The organism is Brevibacillus sp. FIR094, from assembly GCF_050477165.1.
In the GTDB taxonomy this organism is placed as follows: Bacteria; Bacillota; Bacilli; order Brevibacillales; family Brevibacillaceae; genus Brevibacillus.
This window is the reverse complement of record NZ_JBEAES010000031.1, coordinates 1-21,125: the sequence shown is the minus strand read 5'-3', so window position 1 is coordinate 21,125 and position 21,125 is coordinate 1. Positions and strand designations below refer to the sequence as shown.

General features: G+C 50.1%; 20 protein-coding genes. 17 read left to right on the top strand and 3 right to left on the bottom strand.

All coding sequences use genetic code 11. The annotated features are described in order from the left end of the window. Positions 1–225: 225 nt before the first annotated feature. The 3 genes from ACQ5DJ_RS22850 to mscL are packed head-to-tail and all read left to right on the top strand — an operon-like array spanning position 226 to position 2,459. Positions 226–1,056, top strand: a complete 831-nt coding sequence (locus tag ACQ5DJ_RS22850) for a nucleoside hydrolase (protein WP_429844459.1) — start codon at positions 226–228, stop codon at positions 1,054–1,056. A 4-nt stretch (positions 1,057–1,060) separates the two neighbouring features. Then, on the top strand, positions 1,061–1,984 hold the full coding sequence (locus ACQ5DJ_RS22845; RefSeq protein ID WP_429844458.1) for a nucleoside hydrolase: 924 nt from the start codon (positions 1,061–1,063) through the stop codon (positions 1,982–1,984). Positions 1,985–1,997: 13 nt separating this feature from the next. Next, entirely contained in the window at positions 1,998–2,459 is a 462-nt protein-coding gene (mscL, locus tag ACQ5DJ_RS22840) for a large conductance mechanosensitive channel protein MscL (RefSeq protein WP_429844457.1), read from the top strand. Positions 2,460–2,496: 37 nt separating this feature from the next. Here mscL and ACQ5DJ_RS22835 read toward each other — a convergent pair whose 3' ends face one another. Beyond that, positions 2,497–3,270 (bottom strand): YheC/YheD family protein, encoded by a 774-nt coding sequence (locus ACQ5DJ_RS22835; RefSeq protein WP_429844503.1) that lies wholly within the window; start codon positions 3,268–3,270, stop codon positions 2,497–2,499. A 167-nt stretch (positions 3,271–3,437) separates the two neighbouring features. Between ACQ5DJ_RS22835 and ACQ5DJ_RS22830 the strand changes: the two genes are divergently transcribed. The 13 genes from ACQ5DJ_RS22830 to ACQ5DJ_RS22770 all read left to right on the top strand — a co-directional run bounded on the left by ACQ5DJ_RS22830 (position 3,438) and on the right by ACQ5DJ_RS22770 (position 16,973). Further along, complete coding sequence (locus tag ACQ5DJ_RS22830) at positions 3,438–4,274, top strand: AraC family transcriptional regulator (protein ID WP_429844456.1); 837 nt, start codon at positions 3,438–3,440, stop codon at positions 4,272–4,274. Positions 4,275–4,350: 76 nt separating this feature from the next. Continuing rightward, entirely contained in the window at positions 4,351–4,716 is a 366-nt protein-coding gene (locus tag ACQ5DJ_RS22825; RefSeq protein WP_429844455.1) for an MmcQ/YjbR family DNA-binding protein, read from the top strand. Between the two features lie 5 nt (positions 4,717–4,721). Continuing rightward, complete coding sequence (locus ACQ5DJ_RS22820) at positions 4,722–5,099, top strand: VOC family protein (protein ID WP_429844454.1); 378 nt, start codon at positions 4,722–4,724, stop codon at positions 5,097–5,099. A 315-nt stretch (positions 5,100–5,414) separates the two neighbouring features. Next, positions 5,415–6,635 carry an anhydro-N-acetylmuramic acid kinase gene (locus tag ACQ5DJ_RS22815; RefSeq protein ID WP_429844453.1) on the top strand — a complete coding sequence of 407 codons (1,221 nt, stop codon included), beginning with the start codon at positions 5,415–5,417 and terminating at the stop codon, positions 6,633–6,635. 27 nt (positions 6,636–6,662) lie between these two features. After that, entirely contained in the window at positions 6,663–8,198 is a 1,536-nt protein-coding gene (locus tag ACQ5DJ_RS22810) for an ABC transporter substrate-binding protein (protein ID WP_429844452.1), read from the top strand. 72 nt (positions 8,199–8,270) lie between these two features. Further along, on the top strand, positions 8,271–9,212 hold the full coding sequence (locus tag ACQ5DJ_RS22805) for an ABC transporter permease (RefSeq protein ID WP_429844451.1): 942 nt from the start codon (positions 8,271–8,273) through the stop codon (positions 9,210–9,212). A 15-nt stretch (positions 9,213–9,227) separates the two neighbouring features. Then, entirely contained in the window at positions 9,228–10,061 is an 834-nt protein-coding gene (locus ACQ5DJ_RS22800) for an ABC transporter permease (protein WP_429844450.1), read from the top strand. Positions 10,062–10,086: 25 nt separating this feature from the next. Beyond that, positions 10,087–11,307 (top strand): serine hydrolase domain-containing protein, encoded by a 1,221-nt coding sequence (locus ACQ5DJ_RS22795; RefSeq protein WP_429844449.1) that lies wholly within the window; start codon positions 10,087–10,089, stop codon positions 11,305–11,307. 18 nt (positions 11,308–11,325) lie between these two features. After that, entirely contained in the window at positions 11,326–12,300 is a 975-nt protein-coding gene (locus ACQ5DJ_RS22790; protein WP_429844448.1) for an ABC transporter ATP-binding protein, read from the top strand. Continuing rightward, the gene (locus tag ACQ5DJ_RS22785; RefSeq protein ID WP_429844447.1) at positions 12,297–13,265 is read left to right on the top strand and encodes an ABC transporter ATP-binding protein; all 969 of its coding nucleotides are present in this window, start codon (positions 12,297–12,299) and stop codon (positions 13,263–13,265) included. Before ACQ5DJ_RS22790 ends, ACQ5DJ_RS22785 begins: the two co-directional genes overlap by 4 nt. 44 nt (positions 13,266–13,309) lie before the next feature. Then, the gene (murQ, locus tag ACQ5DJ_RS22780) at positions 13,310–14,218 is read left to right on the top strand and encodes an N-acetylmuramic acid 6-phosphate etherase (RefSeq protein ID WP_429844446.1); all 909 of its coding nucleotides are present in this window, start codon (positions 13,310–13,312) and stop codon (positions 14,216–14,218) included. A 27-nt stretch (positions 14,219–14,245) separates the two neighbouring features. After that, positions 14,246–15,661, top strand: a complete 1,416-nt coding sequence (locus ACQ5DJ_RS22775) for an FAD-binding oxidoreductase (protein ID WP_429844445.1) — start codon at positions 14,246–14,248, stop codon at positions 15,659–15,661. Continuing rightward, positions 15,654–16,973 carry a (Fe-S)-binding protein gene (locus ACQ5DJ_RS22770; protein WP_429844444.1) on the top strand — a complete coding sequence of 440 codons (1,320 nt, stop codon included), beginning with the start codon at positions 15,654–15,656 and terminating at the stop codon, positions 16,971–16,973. Before ACQ5DJ_RS22775 ends, ACQ5DJ_RS22770 begins: the two co-directional genes overlap by 8 nt. 36 nt (positions 16,974–17,009) lie before the next feature. Here the strand turns inward: ACQ5DJ_RS22770 and ACQ5DJ_RS22765 are convergent, their stop codons facing one another. Then, positions 17,010–18,254, bottom strand: coding sequence for a pyridoxal-phosphate-dependent aminotransferase family protein (locus ACQ5DJ_RS22765; RefSeq protein ID WP_429844443.1), 1,245 nt, complete (start codon positions 18,252–18,254; stop codon positions 17,010–17,012). A gap of 93 nt (positions 18,255–18,347) precedes the next feature. Then, entirely contained in the window at positions 18,348–19,379 is a 1,032-nt protein-coding gene (ytvI, locus tag ACQ5DJ_RS22760; RefSeq protein ID WP_429844442.1) for a sporulation integral membrane protein YtvI, read from the bottom strand. Positions 19,380–19,641: 262 nt separating this feature from the next. Between ytvI and ACQ5DJ_RS22755 the strand changes: the two genes are divergently transcribed. Then, positions 19,642–20,916 (top strand): cation:dicarboxylate symporter family transporter, encoded by a 1,275-nt coding sequence (locus ACQ5DJ_RS22755; protein WP_429844441.1) that lies wholly within the window; start codon positions 19,642–19,644, stop codon positions 20,914–20,916. The last annotated feature ends 209 nt before the right edge of the window (positions 20,917–21,125 follow it).

Sequence of the window (21,125 nt, the reverse complement as noted above, 5' to 3'; positions counted from 1 at the left end):
TACTCCTTTTGCATGGCTTGGCGCATTAGTCTTGCGTGATGGCGATTTTTGTCGAAGTTATGAATAAGTGTAAAATAGTTATCAGTTCGATGCAAGAGAAGAGAAGGTAGAGATGAGCATTTGGATATTTGACGGTTGCTGCTGATTTGGATAGCATAGGAAAAGCGGTTTTGACAAATGGCAATAGCGAGAAGCGGGAGATGAGATTGTGGCAAAAAACACCGGTTGATCATCGAGTTTTGCGGTGGATTTGGACAAGGGCTGGCCTTGCTGTATGCTTTGCGGTCGCCTGATGTTCAAGTGGCAGGAATCATTTGCAGAGACACACAGTCAAGCTTGGCCAGCAAGCTGATTGATTTTGCGCAGCCAGGCTATGATATTCCAATCGTTACAGGTGCCAAGCAACCGCTTTTCTCGGGAACGATAGAGCCGACCACCTCGGAAGGTGTACGGCTCCTTGCAGAGAACACGCAGGATGAGGAAAGTGACTTGACGCTCGTGACGTTTGACCGTTTGACGACGCTAGCTTTGGCTGTCGCGCGTGATCCATTGTTGGCGCGTAAATTTACGCGAATCGTGGTGCAGGGTGGAGCCATACGCGTACCAGGAGATGTTACGGCCATTGCGGAAACAAACATGCATGGTGATCCAGAAGCAGCTGCGCTCGTTTTGGCAGCCCGCTTGCCGTTGGTGCTTGTTCCAATAGATACAACTAGCTCGTTTCGTTTGACGGAAGAGCAAGTACATACACTGGGAAGTCTCGCACAAGCAGCGGGCCTGATCGATAGAACGACGATGTCAGACATGCAGTTCACCATTTCTGCTCGTGTGCTCCATGCATGGGTAGCGATGCTCGCGGCTCTCTCGCCTGAAAAGGTGCGGACGGAGCAGATGAAGCTCTCAGTCGAATGCAAAAGCGAATTGTCACGCGGTGCCATTCTAGCCGATCTACGGGCGAAACCAAGTATAGGAACCGATACGGCCGTATGTATTGAGGTTGAGATGGTAGAGGCAGAGCACTGGCTGCAAACCGTTTTGGATCAGGGAGGGGTATAAGCGCATGGAAAAAATCATTTTGGATGTAGATACCGGGATTGATGATGCGCTGGCGATTGCTTATGCCGTTCACTCGCCTGCTCTTGAAGTGTGTGGGATTACCACGACTTTTGGCAATATTACGGTGGAAGAAGCAACACGCAATACCTTACAGGTGCTAGAGCTGCTGGGTGCCTCTGCGATTCCTGTCTATCAGGGGGCATCGAAGCCGATTGTTCGCGACCTCGCAGGAAAAGCAAGGCTGTTCCACGGTGAAAACGGGCTAGGCAATGTTGTCCTTCCTGAGCCATCGACAACGGCTCAGCCACAGTGTGCCACACAATTTCTCATCTCTGCGATAAAGGAACATCCTCACGAATTGACACTCGTGACCGTCGGGAGCATGACCAATCTGGCGCAAGCGATTATGGCTGCACCAGAAATCGTATCCCTTGTCAAACGAGTGGTCGTGATGGGAGGAGCTGTAACAGTGCCGGGGAATCGCACGCCTGTAGCGGAGGCGAATATTTGCGCCGATCCGGAAGCGGCAGCGTATGTCTTCCAGTCCGGTATTCCAGTGACGCTGGTAGGCCTAGATGTGACCATGCAAACGCTGCTCACCCGCGAGCACTTGCAGGAATGGAGAGCGAAGGATACACGCTTGCATCATGTCTTCGCGGATATGTGCGAGGTGTACATGAATGCCTACGCCACAGTGGGCAATTTGCGCGGCTGCGGTCTGCATGATCCATTGGCGGTAGGTGTGGTCATTGATCCGACGTTTGTGAAGGCAGTCCCGATGCACGTTGCGGTAGATACGTCCGGGGGAGCAAGTGATGCCCGTACGATTGGGGACAGACGGGAACATCCAGCGCAGCAGCCGAATGTGGACGTGTGCTTGGAGGTTGACCATGAGCGCTTTGTCAGCCATTTTTTATTAGGAATTTAAGGAGGAAGTCATTGTGTTAAAAGAGTTTAAAGAGTTTGCGTTAAAAGGAAATGTGATGGATCTCGCTGTCGGTGTCGTTATCGGTGGGGCTTTCGGGAAGATTGTGACCTCGCTTGTCAATGACATCATTACTCCCATGATCGGGTTGCTTCTAGGCAAGGTGGATTTCTCCGGTTTGTTCATCAATTTGAGTGGAGTTCCTTATAATACGATTACGGAAGCAAAAGCAGCAAAAGCTGCGACACTGAATTACGGGTTGTTCCTCAATTCCGTGATTGATTTTGTCATCATTGCCTTTTCTATTTTTATCGTCATCAAGCAGCTCAACCGTTTCAAACGCAAGCAAGAAGTAGAGAAAGCACCTGAGACAACGAAAGAGTGCCCGCATTGCATCTCGGCTATTCCGATCAAGGCTACACGTTGCCCGAACTGCACCTCCATGCTCGAGACAAAAGGAACATTGGCGCACGAATAAGACGAATATACAAATAAGACGAACAGAGGAGGGCGATTTATGCCTTCCTCTGTTTTCGTTTCACGCGGTTTTTATACTGAGAGTGAAGTCTTTTTATCGTATGGTAATAGGTCTTGTCTTTGAGCTTGGCAAACAGCCCGTGGGATGGAAAGTCGTAATTGACCTCAATAATGGAGAGGTTTCCAGCTTTATCAATAGCAAAATCGACGCCGATTTGCGCACTGTGCCGATATTTATTAAAGTGGGCACATACGCGGTGACTGATTTGGATCAAATCAGAGACGACACTTTTCAATTTGGCTGGCGCGACTGCTCCAGATTTTTTCAAGGCATGGGGGACTGTGACGGCATATCCGCCGCCGCGAGCGACATTGGTAATAATACTGTCGGAACCGGCTACCTTGGCTAGCATGCCAGCATACTGCCATTTGCCTAATCCATTGCGCATCATCATGATGCGAATATCAAAGGGGCGGCCGTCGATTTCAGCTAAATCCAGCCCTTTTTGTATGACGTAATTTTTTTCTGTGCACAGGCTGGCGAGCTGCTGCTTCAAGTCTGCCAAGGTCATAGCGTGCATCGGCTCTCCACGTTCTTTGACGAACTGGTAGCCCCCGTCGTCCGTTTTCCAGACACGGATAATGCCTTTTCCCATATGGGTTCGCGTTGGTTTGATATAGACGGTTGAATACTTCGCTACAAACGAGTCCAAATGTGCAGGCTGATACAAGGAAGTAGGCGGGAGGTAAGGGCGGATGTGCGGACTTTTTGAAAAGAACTGATGAAGTTTCCACTTGGAAGAAGAGATCACACCATGCACCTCACTTTCGAAAAATCCATTCGTCCTAACATATGCAACTACATTCACAGCCGTTTTTGTTGGCTCCCGATGAGACTGGCGTTTTTCAAAAAATGCCGAGGAGTGAGAAGGATTTAGAAAATTGTGGGGGAATATATGTTCTAATCCATTGGACAAGGATGGCGAAAATCATGCGGCAATATCGCCCAGTACAACCTCCGACCCTGCAACGAGCGAACGTCCAAAATGAGTACCGTTACCGAGAATATATGCCCAGCAAAAGCCTGGCGAACTATATCGCCTGCTACTGGGCCTCAGAGTACAACGGTGAGGGTATCGCACGTACGAGCCGAGTCATTCCGGATGGATGCGTCGATATCATTTTCAATCTCGGAGCTACTTCTGTAAAGAAGGGGGCATTTCTAACGGGACTGATGCGGACGTATGAAGACATGCTAGTAACCGAACCACAATCTTTGATCGGCATTCGGTTTTACGCTGAGGGAGCAGCTCGCTTTTGGCGCTATCCCGTCGCCATGATCAACGGACATCATCCCAATCTGGAAGACATCTGGGGTAAAGAGGCGGATGAGGTGATAGAGGGCTTGCTCGAGGCTTCCGATACGGCAGAGCGGATCGCATGGTTGGAGCAGGAGCTTATCAAACGATTGTGGAAGGATGATCCGTCAGACCAGTTGCTATTGACAAGCATGAACTACTTATATGAATACAGAGGAAATCTTTCCATGGCCGCGCTTGCCGAAAAAGTGAATTACAGTGAGAGAACCTTGCGCAGGACGTTTCAACAACAGTTGGGTATGAGCCCGAAGGAACTGGGTCGAATCATTCAATTTCAAGGGCTGCTGCAAATGCTGGCTAAGGGAACACGCACTTCGTTTACAGATGCAGCTCTCCGATGTGGCTATTACGATCAGTCGCATTTGATCAAGAGCTTTCACACATTTTACGGTATAGCTCCAAGTAAAATTGTCTCGCCAGATCGTGTGAATCGATAATCGCGAAAAGTTGTCCGTTTTTTACAATCTTCTTTTTGCGAGACGCGTTACCCTAAAGAAAGGATGGTGAATTCATGTGAATGAACAAACATTAGATACATACTGCCGCAAGCAGCCCGGTGCCACCCATGACTATCAGATGGATTGGGAATGCGATCGCTACCATGTTGGAGGCAAAATATTTGCCATGATCGGAGGCGACTCCAAAGGTGTTCGCATCCTCACCTTGAAATGCGATCCGATGCGTGCGGAGGAATTGCGCGAGACCTACGAAGGAATCGTAGCCGGCTATCACATGAATAAATCCCATTGGAATTCTGTCTACTTGGACGCTGACATTCCCGAAGGCTTATGGGAAAGGATGATCGAGCATGCGTACGAAACGGTGCTCCAAAAACTGCCCAAGCGCGTCCAACAAGAAATCAAGAGCGAACAGGAGTGAGTGATATGGGAATCAAGCTTGATATGGTAGGGATTGTTGTACAGGATATGAAAAAAGCGTTGGATTTCTATCGGGTACTAGGTTTTGATATTCCTGCGGGAGCAAATGAAGAGCCGCATGTGGAGGTAGCGCAGGACGGTGTTCGTCTGGCCTTTGATACAATGGAAGTTGCCAAGGGTGTGTATGGAGGATGGGAAGCACCTGTCGGGCATCGGATTGAGCTGGCTTTTTTGTGTGAGGATGCTGCGGCACTTGATGCGTTGTATACAAAAATCGTTTCACATGGCTACGAGAGTCACCGTGAACCGTGGGATGCGTTCTGGGGCCAGCGGTATGCGATTGTGAAAGACCCGGATGGGAACCTGATCAGTTTGTTTGCGTAATACGATCTTTACATAAGAAGACAAGCCGAGCCTATGTGAAAAAGGTTCGGCTTGTTTTCTTATGGGACGGAATCATTGGCTGATTTATAAAACTTTTTAATAGGAAAACATACCCATCACATCGCTGGTTTTTCTCCATAGAACGGGTTAGTACTGTGACAGGTTGAACGGGGGGAGACTTGTGCATGGTAGTTATTTCAAGAAATAAAATTTACTAATAATCGATTGACTTGTGTAATTTTGCTACATATAATGAAAGCGATAACAGGATCGAATTTTTCAACGATTCTCGATTCTCAAATGGGGGCTTTTGACATGGATCAACCTGCAAAATTGCTCGATTATCGTGCGAAAAATGAGCATGTACTCATCGGCCTCATGTCAGGCACTTCGCTGGATGGCATTGATGCCGCACTGGTAGCGATCCGCACAGATGAACAGGGCGAGATCGAAAAGGTGACTCTCCGCGATTTTTTTTATCTGCCTTACTCCGATGACTTGCGTGAGTGGGTCATGAATCTGTGCAGTGTAGAGACAGCGAGAGTGGATCAGTTGACTGCGGTTCATTACGGCTTATCTGAATGGTATGCCTATGCGGTACAGCAATTGATGCAGAAAGCTGGTGTCACGACAGCCGAAGTAGACGCAGTCTGTATGCACGGACAAACCATTTGGCATATTGCTGGGCGCACGCCATTTCCTGGACCATTAGGAATGACAGAGGTCAGGGCATCCTTGCAAATCGGCGAGCTGTCCACACTGGCAGAACGTACGGGTATTCCGGTAGTGGGGAACTTCCGCGCTCGAGACTTGGCTGCTGATGGAGAAGGAGCACCGCTTGTACCGTATGCAGACTATATTTTGTTCCGCCATCCGCAAAAAGGCAGACTGCTGCAAAACATCGGTGGAATCGCCAATGTCACAGTACTTCCTGCAAGCGCAGCGCTCGAGCAAGTCGTCGCTTTTGACACAGGCCCTGGCAATATGATCATGGATCAAATCGTTCAGCTCATGACCAACGGACAGATGAGGTATGACGAGGGTGGCAAGCTGGCCGCAGGTGGCACCGTCTCATCGGTGCTACTGGAAAAATGGCTGCAGGACCCGTATTACCAGATTAAGCCACCGAAGAGCACAGGCCGCGAAGTATACGGCAAAGCTTTTGCCCAAGAGCTGTTCCATGATGCGGATCAACTCGGCATTAGTCAAACGGATCTGTTAGCAACGGTGACCGCATTGACTGCCACGACCATTGCGAACGCCTATGTGCAATTCGTATTACCAACAACCAATGTGGAGGAAGTGATCGTCTCAGGGGGAGGCGCTCATAACCAGACGCTTCTCGCCATGCTGCAGCGTCAATTGCCGACAGGAATGACCGTGATGACGGCGCAGCAGTTTGGGATGCCTGACGATGCGAAGGAAGCTGTCGCTTTTGCCATTTTGGGTCATGAGACACTAATGGGACGACCATCCAATGTGCCATCCGTAACTGGGGCGAAGAGGGCCGTACCGTTAGGAAATATATGCTTCTAACATGAGATCAACAGAGGGGGTATCATCGTGAAAAAACGAGTATTGGCAGGGTTTTTCCTATCATTGTCTCTCATGCTTTCCGCTTGTTCAGGTGGAGGAACAGCACCCGCAGAGCAAGGCAAGTCAGCGGAAGGACAAGCAAAAACAGAACTGATCGTGGCAGCCGAGCAAGAGCCAGTGGGGTATGACCCGCACAAGGTTCCAGCGGCATCCAGTGTGCGTGTGTATGCGCTCATTTACGATAGCCTGACCAAGCTGGACGAGAACATGAACATCGTACCGAACTTGGCAGAGAAATGGGAGATTGCACCAGACGGAAAAACTATCACCATGTTCCTTCAAAAAGGCGTCAAATTCCATAATGGCAAAGACATGACGGCAGAGGACGTAAAATTCAGCTTTGAGCGAATCATGAATCCAGACACGGGTTCGATCGCGAAATCGTATTTTTCCAGCGTAGAAGCAATTGAAGTGAAAGATCCAACGACAGTTGTCTTCAAGCTGAAAAATGCGGATGCCTCCTTCGTTGCAAATACGGCAAGTGCCTATGCTTCCATCGTGCCAACAGGCTCCACTGACCTGACTAAGGAAGCAATCGGTACTGGTCCATTCAAAATGGAAAAAAGTGAGTCGGGACAATATGTCCTGCTGAAGAAAAATGCGGATTACTTCAATAAAGAACTGCCAAAGGTAGAGTCTATCAAGTTCCAAATCATGAAGGACGAGGCTGAGCGTCTTGCTGCGATTCGCTCCGGTAAAGTCGACATTAGCATGGTGTCTGCTGATTCCGCGAAGCTCTTGGTAGGCAAGCCAGGCGTACAGATCAAGAACTACCAATCCCTGGAGTACAGCTACCTGGGCATTAACGTAAACAAAAAGCCTTTTGACAATCCAAAAGTGCGCGAAGCGATCAGCTATGTTGTTGACCGTAACCAAATTATCCAGACTGTTTGGAAAGGGGAAGCGGCTCTAACTGGTCCGATCGCTCCTGCTTTGACTAACTCGGCTTTGGACCCTGCTACTTATCCGACCTACAAAACAGATGTAGAAAAAGCGAAGCAATTGCTGGCGGAAGCGGGCTATCCAAACGGTTTCGAGACCCAAATCGAAACAGCAGCAACTTACCCAGACATGGTGGAAACGGCACAAGTGATTCAACAACAGCTCAAAGCAATTGGCATCAATGCGAAGATCAACCAGCTTGAGTGGGGGAACTACATCGAAACGTGGAAATCCAAGGACATGAACTTGATGGTAGGCCGCAACACTTCTGGTGTAGATGCTGACCGTTCCATGCGCTTCTTCTTCTCGACAACTGGTTCTGCTAACGTGTGGAACTACTCCAATCCTGCCTACGATGAACTGGTGCAAAAAGCACTGACGACAGTAGATCAAGGAGAGCGCAAAAAGCTGTATGACGAAGCACAAACCATGCTGGTAGCAGATGCACCAAACCTGTTCCTGGCATCTCCGAAAAACTACTACGCGGTACGTGACAACATCGATTTCACGCCGTCCGCAGCGGGCGAAGTATACTCGCTGATCAAAACTTCGATCAAGTAATGTAGCATACGTGTGATGAAGGCTCCGCCAGAGGTTAGGCGGAGCCAAGTTTCTAAATATGGAGGGAAACTCGTGGGATCTTATCTAATCAAACGTGTCGCCAGCCTGATTCCCATCCTGTTTGGCATATCCGTATTGATCTTCACGATCCTGCATCTGGTGCCGGGCGATCCAGCTTCCATCATGCTAGGAACGAATGCCACACCGGAAGCAATTGCGGCGTTGAATAAAAGCATGGGGCTGGATCAGCCGTTGATTAACCAGTACCTGCATTGGATCACAGGAATCCTGCAAGGGAATTTTGGTGTATCGGTCCACACCGGAGAAGAGATTTTGCCCCAAATTCTCAAGCGTTTTGCCATCACCATGCAACTGACCGTATTTGGCGTTCTGATTGGGTGGGTCCTCGCGATTCCGTTCGGGATTCTCTCGGCGATTCGCGCTCATTCCAAAACAGACATCGTGGTTCGTGTATTTACGCTGCTAGGTATTTCTGTCCCGAACTTTGCCATCGGGACACTGCTCTTGCTCGGCTTTTCTCTTTATTTCAACTGGTTCCCGCCCATTGATGTGGTGAACTTCTGGGAAGATCCGATTGAGGCGTTCAAAGTATTCATTTTGCCTGCGATAACCATGGGGATTGTAGTGGCTGCTGGTGTGATGCGGATGACTCGTTCTGCATTTTTGGAAACCATGGACAAAGATTTTATTCGGACAGCACGGGCCAAGGGTAACAGTAAGTGGACAATCGTCATGGGTCATGCGTTCCGCAACTCTTCGATTCCGATTGTCACGATCGCAGGTATGCAGATCGGTTACCTGCTGGGCGGGTCTGTGATCGTCGAGCAGCTATTCTCGATTCCTGGTTTGGGCCAGTACATTCTGGAGGGAATTTATCAGCGGGATTATCCGGTTGTACAGGGAGGCGTTTTGTTCGTCGCTCTGGTGTTTGTCCTGGTCAATCTGCTCATCGACCTGATCTATACCTGGATTGATCCGCGTATCAAGTATTGACAAGGGGAATGCGACATGAGCACATTTCGAAAGCGTTTTTTGGCGAATAAGACAGCCGTCTTCTGCTCCATTTTGCTGGCGTTGCTCTGTTTGACGGCAGTGCTGGCTCCGGTGTTGGCTCCGCATGACCCGACACAAATGTTTCAGGATCATCGGATGGAAGGCAGCTCGGGTGAGTTTTTGCTAGGTACGGACCAGTTTGGTCGTGATCTTTTGAGCCGCATCATCTACGGTGCGCGCGTATCGCTGGTGGTCGGACTTTCTGCCGTTCTTGTCAGCGTCGTTTTTGGTACGCTGTTTGGCTTGATCGCTGGCTATTTCGGGCGCTGGATTGACGGTTTTATCATGCGTTGTATGGACGTTCTGTTTGCTTTTCCGGAAATTTTGTTGGCGCTGGCGATTGTCGCCGCATTAGGGCCGGGAACCTTCAACACGATCATGGCCATTGGAATCGTGAACATTCCGATCTTCACCCGGACAGTGAGGGGAGCGGTACTCTCTATTAAAAATCTGGAGTACGTAGAAAGCGCTCGTGCCATCGGTGCGAGTACACCGCGTATCTTGTTTCAGGAAATTTTTCCGAATGTAACGGCACCACTACTGGTTCAATCCTCTCTGGCGATTTCAGGTGCGATCCTGACCGAATCGGCCCTCAGCTTTTTGGGCTTGGGGATTCAGCCGCCAGACCCGTCATGGGGAGGGATGATTTCAGAGGCGCGCCGCTACATGGAGTTGGCTCCGGGCATGATCATCTGGCCATGTATGGCCATGACGGTGACGATTCTTGCTTGCAACATGTTTGGGGATGCCGTGCGCGATATTCTCGACCCGCATCATCGTGGGAAATAGGAACGATAGGCAGAGGTGAGAACGAATGAACGTGCAACAGATTAGAGAACGAATGGAGTCCAGTCTGACACAAGGGATTCAGCAGGGGATTTTTCCGGGAGGCGCTGTCAGCGTGCTGCGAAAAGGCGCGACAGCTTTGACAGTCTGCACGGGAAAAACAAGCTATGGACACGATGGTAGGCCGGTTCATAGTCAAACGTTGTACGATATGGCCTCCTTGACCAAGGTAATGGTGACCTTACCGCTCATTCTCATCAGTGTGCAGGAAGGCAAGCTCTCGTTGACTGACTCCGTGACGACCTACCTGCCAGAATTGGTGAGCGCCAACGATCAGGAACGCAAAGGACAGATCAAAATCATTCACCTGCTCACACATACATCGGGACTTCCTGCATGGCGTCCGTACTTTTTGCTGGGGAAAAATCGGGAGGACTATTTGAGGCTCATCGCAAACGAGTCGATGCTGGACGCCCCGGGACGAAGCGTTGTGTACAGCGATCCGGGATTCATGCTGTTGGGCTTTTTACTGGAGCGCATCTGGGACGAGGAACTGGACGCGCTGGCGAAGCGACTGATTTTTGAACCGAGCCGAATGTTTCATACGAGCTACTTGCCGTTGGAACAAACACGTTTGCAAGGAATGGACATCGCTGATACGGAGAAGGGCAATGCCTTTGAACAAGAGATGGCAGTGACTTTTTTGTTGGAGCTGGCAGAAGCCAGACATCCTTTGGCGCTGGAATGGCAGCAAGCTTTGACCGGATACGGTTGGCGAGAAGGAGTTATTAATGGCACGGTTCACGATTGCAACGCGCACTATGGCTTGGAAGGTGTCAGTGGGCATGCCGGACTTTTTTCCACCTTGGCTGATACAGAGCGCTACATGCACATTTGGACAAGTGGGAAGGCTTCTGTGCAGCTTGATCCGACGCTGTGTGCCTTGGCTACTCGCTCACTCACAGACGATTCGATTCATCGCAGAGGATTGGGGTGGATCAATTCCCCGACAGGCGGCTCCTTAGAACAGCTTGCCGCAGGCTGTAGTGGGGGAGATCTTGTTTCGGAATGCGCCTTTGGGCACACCGGCTTTACAGGAACGTCGATCTGGTCGGACCCGGCGAGAGACGTGACGCTGATTACATTGACAAACCGCGTGCATCCTGTCGCGAACCCGTTGATCGGGGCGTGGCGGACCGCTCACCATAACCGATTATTTTCTGTAATCAAACCTGACCACACATCCTGATGAAAAGGGGGAGTACTCATGGCAGCAATGCTTACGATTGATGATTTGCGAACTTCTTTTATCCAAGCCGGCAAAAAGCTGACCGTGATCGAGGGTGTCAGTCTCTCTGTAGAGCCAGGTGAAACCGTCGGTGTGGTCGGTGAATCCGGATGTGGAAAAAGCGTGACCAGCATGTCCATCATGCAGCTCTTGGGACGGAATGTGGAGATGACCGGGAGCATCCGTTTTCAAGACAAGGAGCTGCTCTCACTTACGGACAAACAAATGCAGACGATTCGCGGCAATCAGATCGCGATGATTTTTCAGGAGCCGATGACTTCGCTCAACCCATTGCATTCGATCGGCAAACAGATCAGCGAGCCCTTGCGTCGGCATCTCGGACTGTCCAAACAGGAAGCCAAGCGACGGACGATCGACCTTTTGAAAGAAGTCGGGATTCCACGTGCCGATGAAATCATTTCCGACTATCCGCACCAATTGTCAGGCGGGATGCGTCAACGTGTGATGATCGCGATGGCGATGTCTTGTGCGCCCCAGCTCTTGATTGCTGACGAACCGACGACGGCTTTGGACGTGACGATTCAGGCGCAAATATTGGAACTGATGAAAAAAGTCCGTCAAGAGCAAGGCACTTCCATCCTGCTTATCACACATGACCTGGGAGTCGTGGCGGAGATGTGTCATCGTGTCATCGTCATGTATGCAGGTCAAATCGTAGAGGAAGCCGACGTCAAGCAGCTGTTTGACGAGCCGAAGCATCCGTATACGAGAGGACTTTTGAAATCGATGCCTTCTGTCAATGTCAACCAAGAGCGTTTGGATGCGATTCCGGGCTCGGTGCCCCTTTTGAGCGAAATGCCTGTGGGTTGTCGTTTTGCACCGCGCTGCTCACAAGTCATGGATATTTGCCGCGAGAAAAATCCAGAGCTGACACCTGTCGCAGACAACCAAAAGTGCCGCTGCTGGCTGTATCGCGAGGAGGACGTGCAATGAGGCAACCACTGCTGGAAGTCAAATCATTGACGAAGCATTTCACGAGCAAGCAAGGATTCTTTAGCAAGGAGAAAGTCGTCCGTGCCGTCGATGGAGTCAACCTGACTGTTTATCCGGGCGAAACTGTCAGCATCGTAGGCGAATCAGGTTGTGGGAAGTCCACGACAGGACGCTGCATTCTACGCCTGATTGAACCGACAGATGGAGAAATCTTTTTTGAAGGACAGGATATCCGCAAGCTTAATGAATCAGAGCTGCGACTGGCTAGACGCAACATGCAACTCGTGTTTCAGGACCCGTTTGCCTCGCTGAACCCGCGAAAAACAATCGGACAGCTATTGGAAGACCCACTCATCATCCATGGCATCGGCAATTCAGCAGAACGCCGCAAACAAGTCGAGGAGATGATCCAGATCGTCGGCCTCTCCAAGCAGCAGCTGGATCGTTTTCCGCATGAGTTTTCCGGTGGTCAGCGCCAGCGGATCGGCATCGCGAGAGCATTGATTTTGCGCCCGAAGCTGATTGTGGCTGATGAGCCTGTGTCTGCACTGGACGTGTCGATTCAGGCGCAAATTTTGAATCTAATGCAAGATTTGCAAAAGGAATTCAATCTGACGTATTTGTTTATCTCGCATGATTTGAGCGTCGTCCGCCATATTTCGGACCGGGTAGCGGTTATGTATCTCGGAAAAGTGGTGGAGGTAGCGGATAAACAATCGTTGTACGAGAAACCAACACATCCCTATACACAAGCACTGCTATCAGCGGTGCCTGTACCGAATCCCCATTTGACGACCCAGCGGATCATTTTGGAGGGAGATCTGCCTAGTCCAGCGAATCCGCCGTCTGGCTGCACATTCCATCCGCGTTGTCGCCACTGTATGGATATTTGCAAAACGGTTGCTCCTGTGGCTAGCGAGGTATCGAGAGGGCATTTTGTCACTTGCCATCTGGATCAGTCATGAAGTGAGCATGGGGCAGTAAGATTGAAAAGGAGGTTCGATAGAGCATGAATCTGGAGAACTTGCAAGCATTGACGACTGAAGAAAAAAACGAGGGCAGCAGTGATTTGGATCAATTGAGTGCCCGAGGCATCGTACAAATGATGAATGATGAGGACAAGAAGGTTCCTTATGCGGTAGAGCGCGTCCTCGATCAAGTATCCGATGCGGTAGATGTCATCACACAAGCATTGGAAAAGGGCGGAAGACTGTTTTACTTTGGTGCTGGAACGAGTGGACGTTTAGGGATCTTGGATGCGTCCGAGTGCCCGCCGACCTTTGGTACCCAGCCTGAGCTCGTTCAGGGTGTGATTGCAGGAGGACCATCCGCAATGGTACGCGCGGTAGAAGGCGCCGAGGATTCTTTTGAATTAGGTCAAGAAGATGTGCATAAATACGGCGTGACCAAAAATGATGTGGTCGTAGGGATCGCAGCCAGTGGGCGGACTCCGTATGTTCTCGGTGTTTTGGCGGAAGCACAGAAGATCGAAGCCAAGACGATTGCTGTCTCTTGCAACAAGCCTTCGTACATTAATGAAGGCGTAGATGTAGCGATTAATGTCGTCGTAGGACCGGAAGTATTGACCGGATCGACGAGGCTCAAGGCAGGAACAGCCCAAAAGCTGGTACTGAATATGCTGACGACAGCGACGATGATTCGTCTGGGTAAAGTGTACGGAAATCTGATGGTCAGCGTGCAAGCGACCAACCTCAAGCTGAAGGAACGAGTAAAGCGGATCATCATGGAAGTGACCGGAGCGAGTTACGAGGAAGCGGAGCAACTGGCTGATCAGGCAGACGGTGATGCAAAGACAGCCATTATCATGAAGCTGACTGGATCGAGCAGGGAAGAGGCCACTCGTTTGTTGAATGTTACCAATGGAAGAATCAGGGAAGCGATTCAGCAGTTGGACTAAGTTTTTGGGAAGGGATGGAGAGATTCCATGTTGCCAGAATCCATTCGCGAAGAGCTGCGTGCCATCGTCGGAGAGAAAAACTGTCTCGACAAACAGGAAGCATTAGTCGCCTATTCGTATGACGCGACGCCGATGCAGCAAGCATTGCCGGATGTGGTCGTCATGCCGAGGAGCACAGCCGAAGTCCAGCAGGTCATGCGAGTTGCGGTACGACACCACATCCCGATTGTGACGCGTGGAGCCGGCTCTAATCTATGCGGCGGAACGATACCAGTCGGTGGCGGAATTGTCTTGGTGTTGAGCCGGATGAATCAGATCGTAGAGATTGACGAACAAAATTTGACGATAACGGTGCAGCCGGGAGTACGAACGGTCGACATCCATCAGGCGGTAGAGGCGCTCGGTTTGTTTTACCCACCAGATCCAGGCAGCATGGTCATCTCCACGATTGGCGGGAATATTGCGCTTAATTCGGGTGGACTGCGCGGGTTGAAGTACGGAACAACCAAGGATTACGTGCTGGGTCTCGAAGCTGTGTTGCCGAACGGAGAAGTCATCCGTACCGGGGGCAAGCTGATGAAGGATGTGGCGGGCTATGATTTGACCAAGCTATTGGTCGGTAGCGAGGGCACATTGGCGATCATTACCGAGGCTATTCTCAAGCTGATTCCGAAGCCGCGGACACAGCGGGTTATGCTGGCGATGTTCGCAGATATGGCACAGGCGGCGAGGTCTGTTTCCGATATCATTGCCAATCGTATCATTCCTGGCACGCTTGAATTTCTTGATCAGGGCACGGTCCGTGTTGTCGAGGATTTCAAACAGATCGGGCTTCCGACAGATGTGGCGGCGATCCTCCTGATCGGTCAGGACGGAGAGCCGCAGACTGTTGATCGGGACATGGAGCAGATCGCTGCTATTTGCCAGAAGAATGATGCCGTCCAAATCAAGGTAGCGACGACAGTCGAGGAAGCTGATGAGGTAATGACTGCCAGGCGCAGTGCGCTCGCCGCATTGTCACGGATGCGTCCGACGACCATTTTGGAGGACGCAACAGTTCCTCGTGCCTCTATTGCGCCGATGGTCGCTGCGATCCAAGAGATTACGGAGCGTTACGGACTGCAAATTTGCACCTTTGGCCATGCAGGAGACGGCAATTTGCATCCGACCTGTATGACAGACGCTCGCAACACGGATGAAATCGAGCGTGTCGAGCATGCCTTCGAGGAAATTTTTGCTGCGGCAATCGATTTGGGGGGAACGATTACGGGAGAGCATGGCGTAGGAATCGTCAAGGCACCGTATTTGGAGTGGAAAGTAGGGGCCGCAGGTATGGAGATCATGAAGGGCATCAAGCACGCTTTCGATCCTCACAATCTCCTGAACCCTGACAAAATGTTTGCCAAACAGTCCCGGAACAGAGTGGTGGTCCAGCGTGCTTAAAGAAGCCTTGGTAAATAAACTCGATTATGACGAGCTGTCCAATTGTATGCGCTGCGGCTTCTGTCAGCCAGCCTGTCCGACCTTTCGGGAAACAGGCTATGAGGCAGCTTCTCCACGAGGTCGCATCGCCTTGATGAAAGCCGTAGCAGACGGTGTCATGGAGCCGGACAAAGATTTCGTCGATCAAATGAATCTCTGTCTAGGCTGCCGGGCATGTGAGCCAGTATGTCCAGCAGGTGTACCGTATGGTCAGCTGATCGAGCAGACGAGAGAAGCGATCGAAGAGGTGCAGGAGCATCCATGGTGGGTCAAAGTCGTCCGCAGGCTCGCGTTTTTCCACCTGTTCCCTCATCAGAAGCGCATGTACCAGCTCGGCGGACTTTTGCGCTTTTATCAGCGCTCAGGTGTGCAAAAAGCCGTTCGCAAGCTGGGAGTGTTATCCATCCTGCCTAAGCAAATGCGGGCAATGGAAGCGATCATGCCTGAAGCATCTGTTACAGGTATCGTGGACTTTTTCGGTGGTACGGTTATTCCAGCTGTAGGCGAGCGCAAGTATCGCGTGGGAATGTTTCACGGCTGCATTATGGATGTCCTATTCAATGAGACGAATCGCAACACCGTGCGGCTTCTGAGTGAGGCAGGCTGTGAGGTAATCATCGCCCCAGACCAGGTGTGCTGCGGTGCTCTCCATGCACATAGCGGTGAGCGTGAACAGGCTCGCAATCTGGCACGAAAAAATGTGGCTGCTTTTCACAAAGCTGACGTGGATATCATTGTATCCAATGCAGGCGGATGCGGGGCGATGCTACAGGAATACGACCATTTGCTGGCGGAAGATGCCGAATGGCAGGAGAAGGCACAATGGTTCGCTTCACGTGTGAAGGATATTAGCGAGGTGCTTGCACTCCTCGTCGAACCAAAAGCATGGCAGTCATTGCCGCAACGGATCACCTATCAATCCTCCTGTCACCTGCGCAACGGGATGAAGGTGACCAAAGAGCCAGTGAGTCTACTGCAAGCCATTCCGGGAGCCACATACGTACAGCTTCGCGAGGGAGATCGTTGCTGCGGCTCAGCGGGCATTTACAACCTGGTGCAGCCTGAGATGGCCGGAAGCCTTTTGGATGAAAAAATGGGTTATGTAGCGGCTACCCAAGCAGACATTCTCGTGACCTCGAATCCGGGCTGTCTGTTGCAAATGAAAGCAGGCATTCATCAAGCTGGACTGGAAGGAAAGATGGAGGCCGTGCACATCGTCGATTTATTGGCGCGAGTACAGCTGGAAGAAAAGCCCTTGTCTACCCCAGAGTGAGTGGGGAGGACAAGGGCTTTTTCCCTTTAAGAGGGGCTAGCGGTGCTGTGCTTTTTCCTGATCGTAGATATCCAATGCGGCTTGCACGGCGCGCCCTGCGTGTATACGGGCACCATGCCGGATGAGAACCGCTTCCAACGCCCCAAGCACATGCAAAATGTTTTTCTTCCGGCAGCTGTAGCCCATTGTGCCAATCCGCCAGATTGTCCCTTTTAGGGGCCCAAAGGAACTGGCAATTTCAATATGAAAATCCTCGAGCAGCATAGCGCGGACTGACTCTCCGTCCAGTCCCTCAGGAATTTTGATGCAGGTTAAGACGGGGAGCTTGCAAGCCGGATCGCCGTAGAGCTGCAATCCCATCGCCAATACACCAGCGACCAAGGCTTGTTCGTGCAAGCGATGTCTGGCAAATCTCGCTTCCAGACCTTCCGTGAGGGCAATGCGCACTCCCTCGCGCAAGGCGTATAGCATCGTTGTCGCCTCTGTATGGTGGTTCAGCCGTGCAGGTCCCCAGTAATCCATGAGCTGGCTCAAGTCAAAATAGTTGCTGCGGATTGTTCGGGTTTGAGTAGATGTCGGAGCAGAGAGATCAGCGAGTCCACGCTCGATCTTTTTCCGTTGGAGCAAAAGTGCTTCGACACGAGAATTAAACGTGATAGGAGCCATCCCAGAGGGAACAGACAAGCATTTTTGCGTGCCGCCAATACATGCGTCGATATGCCAATCGTCTACCTTTACTTCTGTCCCGCCGATCGAAGCGACAGCATCGACGACAAATAGGACATCCATCCGGCGGCAAGCTTCTCCGATTTCTTTTAAAGGCTGAACGCATCCGGTGGATGTTTCGCCGTGAACCATTGCTACGATTTTGGGCTGAACTCGCTCGATTTCGGCAATGACGTCCTGCGGTTCAAAGACACTTCCCCAGCGCGTTTCCATCGTAATCACATCTGCGCCGTACCTTTCCGCAATCTCTGTGAGCAAGTGCCCGAAGCGTCCATAAATGGGCACAAGCACCCGATCGCCTGGTTCGATTATGCTACACAAAACGGCCTCAATGCCCGCCCGGGAAGTTCCATCAATAGGGAATGCCCAATGATTGGATGTCTGAAATAATTTCCGAAGCATTTCCATTGTTTCGTTCATGATGTTCGTAAATTCTGGATCGAATTGCCCCAAAATGGGTGAACCCATCACGCGAAGAACACTAGGCTCGGCCTCGACGGGCCCAGGCGTCATGATCGTCCGTTGTGAGGTGGTCAGTTCTTTGTATGCACACATAAGCTCTCCCCCAGCTCTTTCTATATTAAGGGCCGCTTTTCCGATTCCATCACCGGAAAAAACGGCCGTAGCACTACCTGTCTTTTGTGCCCATCAAAAATCTATTTTGAAATTCAAGAAACCAGCTTTTCGCAGTGCCTCGTAAATGATGACGAGCGCTGGACCGAGTATCAGCCCGAAAAATCCCATCACCTGAAATCCGAGGAACAAGCTGACAAGAGCGGCAAGCGCACTAATTCCCAGATTAGATGCGAGTACCTTTGGCTCAATGATGCGTCGGACGACCGTAATCACGAGGAAGATGACGATCAGGCCGATTGCCAAAGAAGAGTTCCCCATCAAGAAGTTATAAATAGCCCATGGGACGAGGAACGAGCCTGCTCCCAAGATGGGGAGAATATCGACGAAAACAATCATGAGCGAAATGACGGCTGCATACTTGACCTGCAAAATGAGCAATCCCAAAAAGGACAGCGTGAACGTCATCAGGCTCAAGATGATTTGGGCACGTAAAAATCCAATGGTGGCACGGTTCAATTGAGAGATAACCACCTCAACCTTTTCACGAGCAGACACCGTGAACATTCTCATGAAGCCCGCACGCAATTTCGGCAAATCGAGACTGATCAAAAACAAGGCAACCAAGTAAATAATCGTGGAGATCAAAAAGCCCGGAACGATGGCTGCCACACCGAGAATGCCTTTGGCTACCGTGGAAGCTGAAGTAAGCGCCCAGCTCTTAAGACCAGCGAAGACACTCTGGATTTCCGAGACGGTTTCGGCAGGTAGCGATTCATAGTAAGTTTCCCAGCTCATCAAATAGGACTCGACCAACTCAAAAATATGCTGTGAAAAAGCCGGTAATCGCTGAGCCAAATCAATTCCCTGAATCACAATCTGCGTACCGATCCAGTACAGCACGATTCCAAAAGAAATGAGGAACAGAAAAAAGGATGCGATTACCGCACTCATCCGATTCATTCGTAGCCTTTTGATAAGAAACAAGACGAGCGGCTCAACCAGAATTGCTGTTAACAGTGCTAGCAAAAAGGGAACGGAGTAAGGTAAAAGAAACAACCCGACTGCCAGAACCAGTAGCAGGATGATCATTTTCCGAATCGTCATGACTGCGCTCCATTCTAATGAAAAATCGCTGAGAATTGATTCCCTTATTTTATCATTTTTCCAGAAGCGAACACAATGAGCCCAATAATAGCGCGATTTAATAGGGAATTATCAGAAAAAATAAAGAAATGAAAAGAATATAAAAAAGGGGAAAACACAAAAACTCATGATATGATGCACACCTATATACCACTCAAGTTTGATGCGTATCAGCATATCGACTTGAGAGTCACATCTTAATCTTTCATAGCGAGGTGTCAGAATGAAGCGGTTTGGATTAGCGATGCAGATTGTCATCGGTCTCATTCTGGGTATCCTGGTGGGTGCTATTTTTTACGGCAACCCAGCAGTGGCGACCTATTTACAGCCTATCGGTGATATTTTTCTCCGATTGATTAAAATGATTGTCGTTCCGATCGTTGTTGCCACGCTTATTGTGGGCGTAGCAGGCGTGGGTGACATGAAGAAGCTGGGCAAAATTGGTGGTAAGACGATTCTGTATTTTGAAATCGTTACCACGATTGCGATTATCGTTGGTCTTTTGGCAGCGAATATCTTTCAACCGGGTGTCGGCGTGGATCGAACAGTCCTTACCAAGACCGATATCCACAAGTATGTAGACACGGCAGAAACAACACAAAGCCATGGCATGGTGGAAACATTCGTCAATATTGTGCCAACCAATGTGTTTGATGCACTGGCTCGTGGCGACATGTTAGCCATTATTTTCTTCTCCGTTCTGTTTGGACTTGGTGTAGCAGCAGCAGGAGAAAAAGGAAGGCCCGTTCTCAACTTCTTCAATGGGGTTGCAGACGCGATGTTCTGGGTTGTAAACACAATCATGCGTTTTGCTCCATTTGGTGTTTTTGCACTGATTGGTGTTACCGTTTCCAAGTTTGGTTTGTCATCGCTCATTCCATTGGGCAAACTGGTTATTTTGGTTCACCTTGCCATGCTGTTCTTCATTTTGGTGGTATTGGGAATCATCGCACGTATCAGCGGAGTCAAAATCACTTCCATTCTGCGTGTACTGAAGGACGAGCTGTTGTTGGCTTACTCCACTTCCAGCTCCGAGACTGTACTGCCTAAAATTATGGAAAAAATGGAGAAGATGGGCTGTCCGAAGGCGATCACGTCTTTTGTTATTCCGACAGGCTACTCCTTCAACCTGGATGGTTCCACACTGTACCAAGCACTGGCTGCTCTGTTCATTGCGCAAATGTATGGTATTCACATGCCAATCAGCACACAGATCACGCTGATGCTCGTACTGATGGTTACGTCCAAAGGGATCGCTGGTGTACCGGGAGTATCGTTCGTAGTATTGTTGGCTACGCTCGGCTCTGTAGGTCTCCCAGTAGAAGGTCTTGCTTTCATCGCCGGTGTAGACCGTTTGATGGATATGGCTCGTACAGTTGTTAACGTAGTAGGTAATGCGTTGGCAGCAATCGTGATCTCTCGTTGGGAAGGTCAGTTCGACAAAAAGAAAGCAGACGATTATGTTCAGGCAGTAAAAGCCGATCCGAGTGCTGCTTAATATAAGCGATAAATAGTGTGAGGAAGCCTCTTGTCAGTGTAAGAACTGGCAAGGGGCTTTTTTTCATTGTGTTTAAGAGTGGCTTCTTCTACATGGTCAGAGATAACAAATTTTTAGATTGATTAATAGAGTATTAGGCTGGGGACACATTAAACTAAACCAGCTAATAGGATGTCAACATTTTTCAATAAAACGTGTTTTGTTTAATT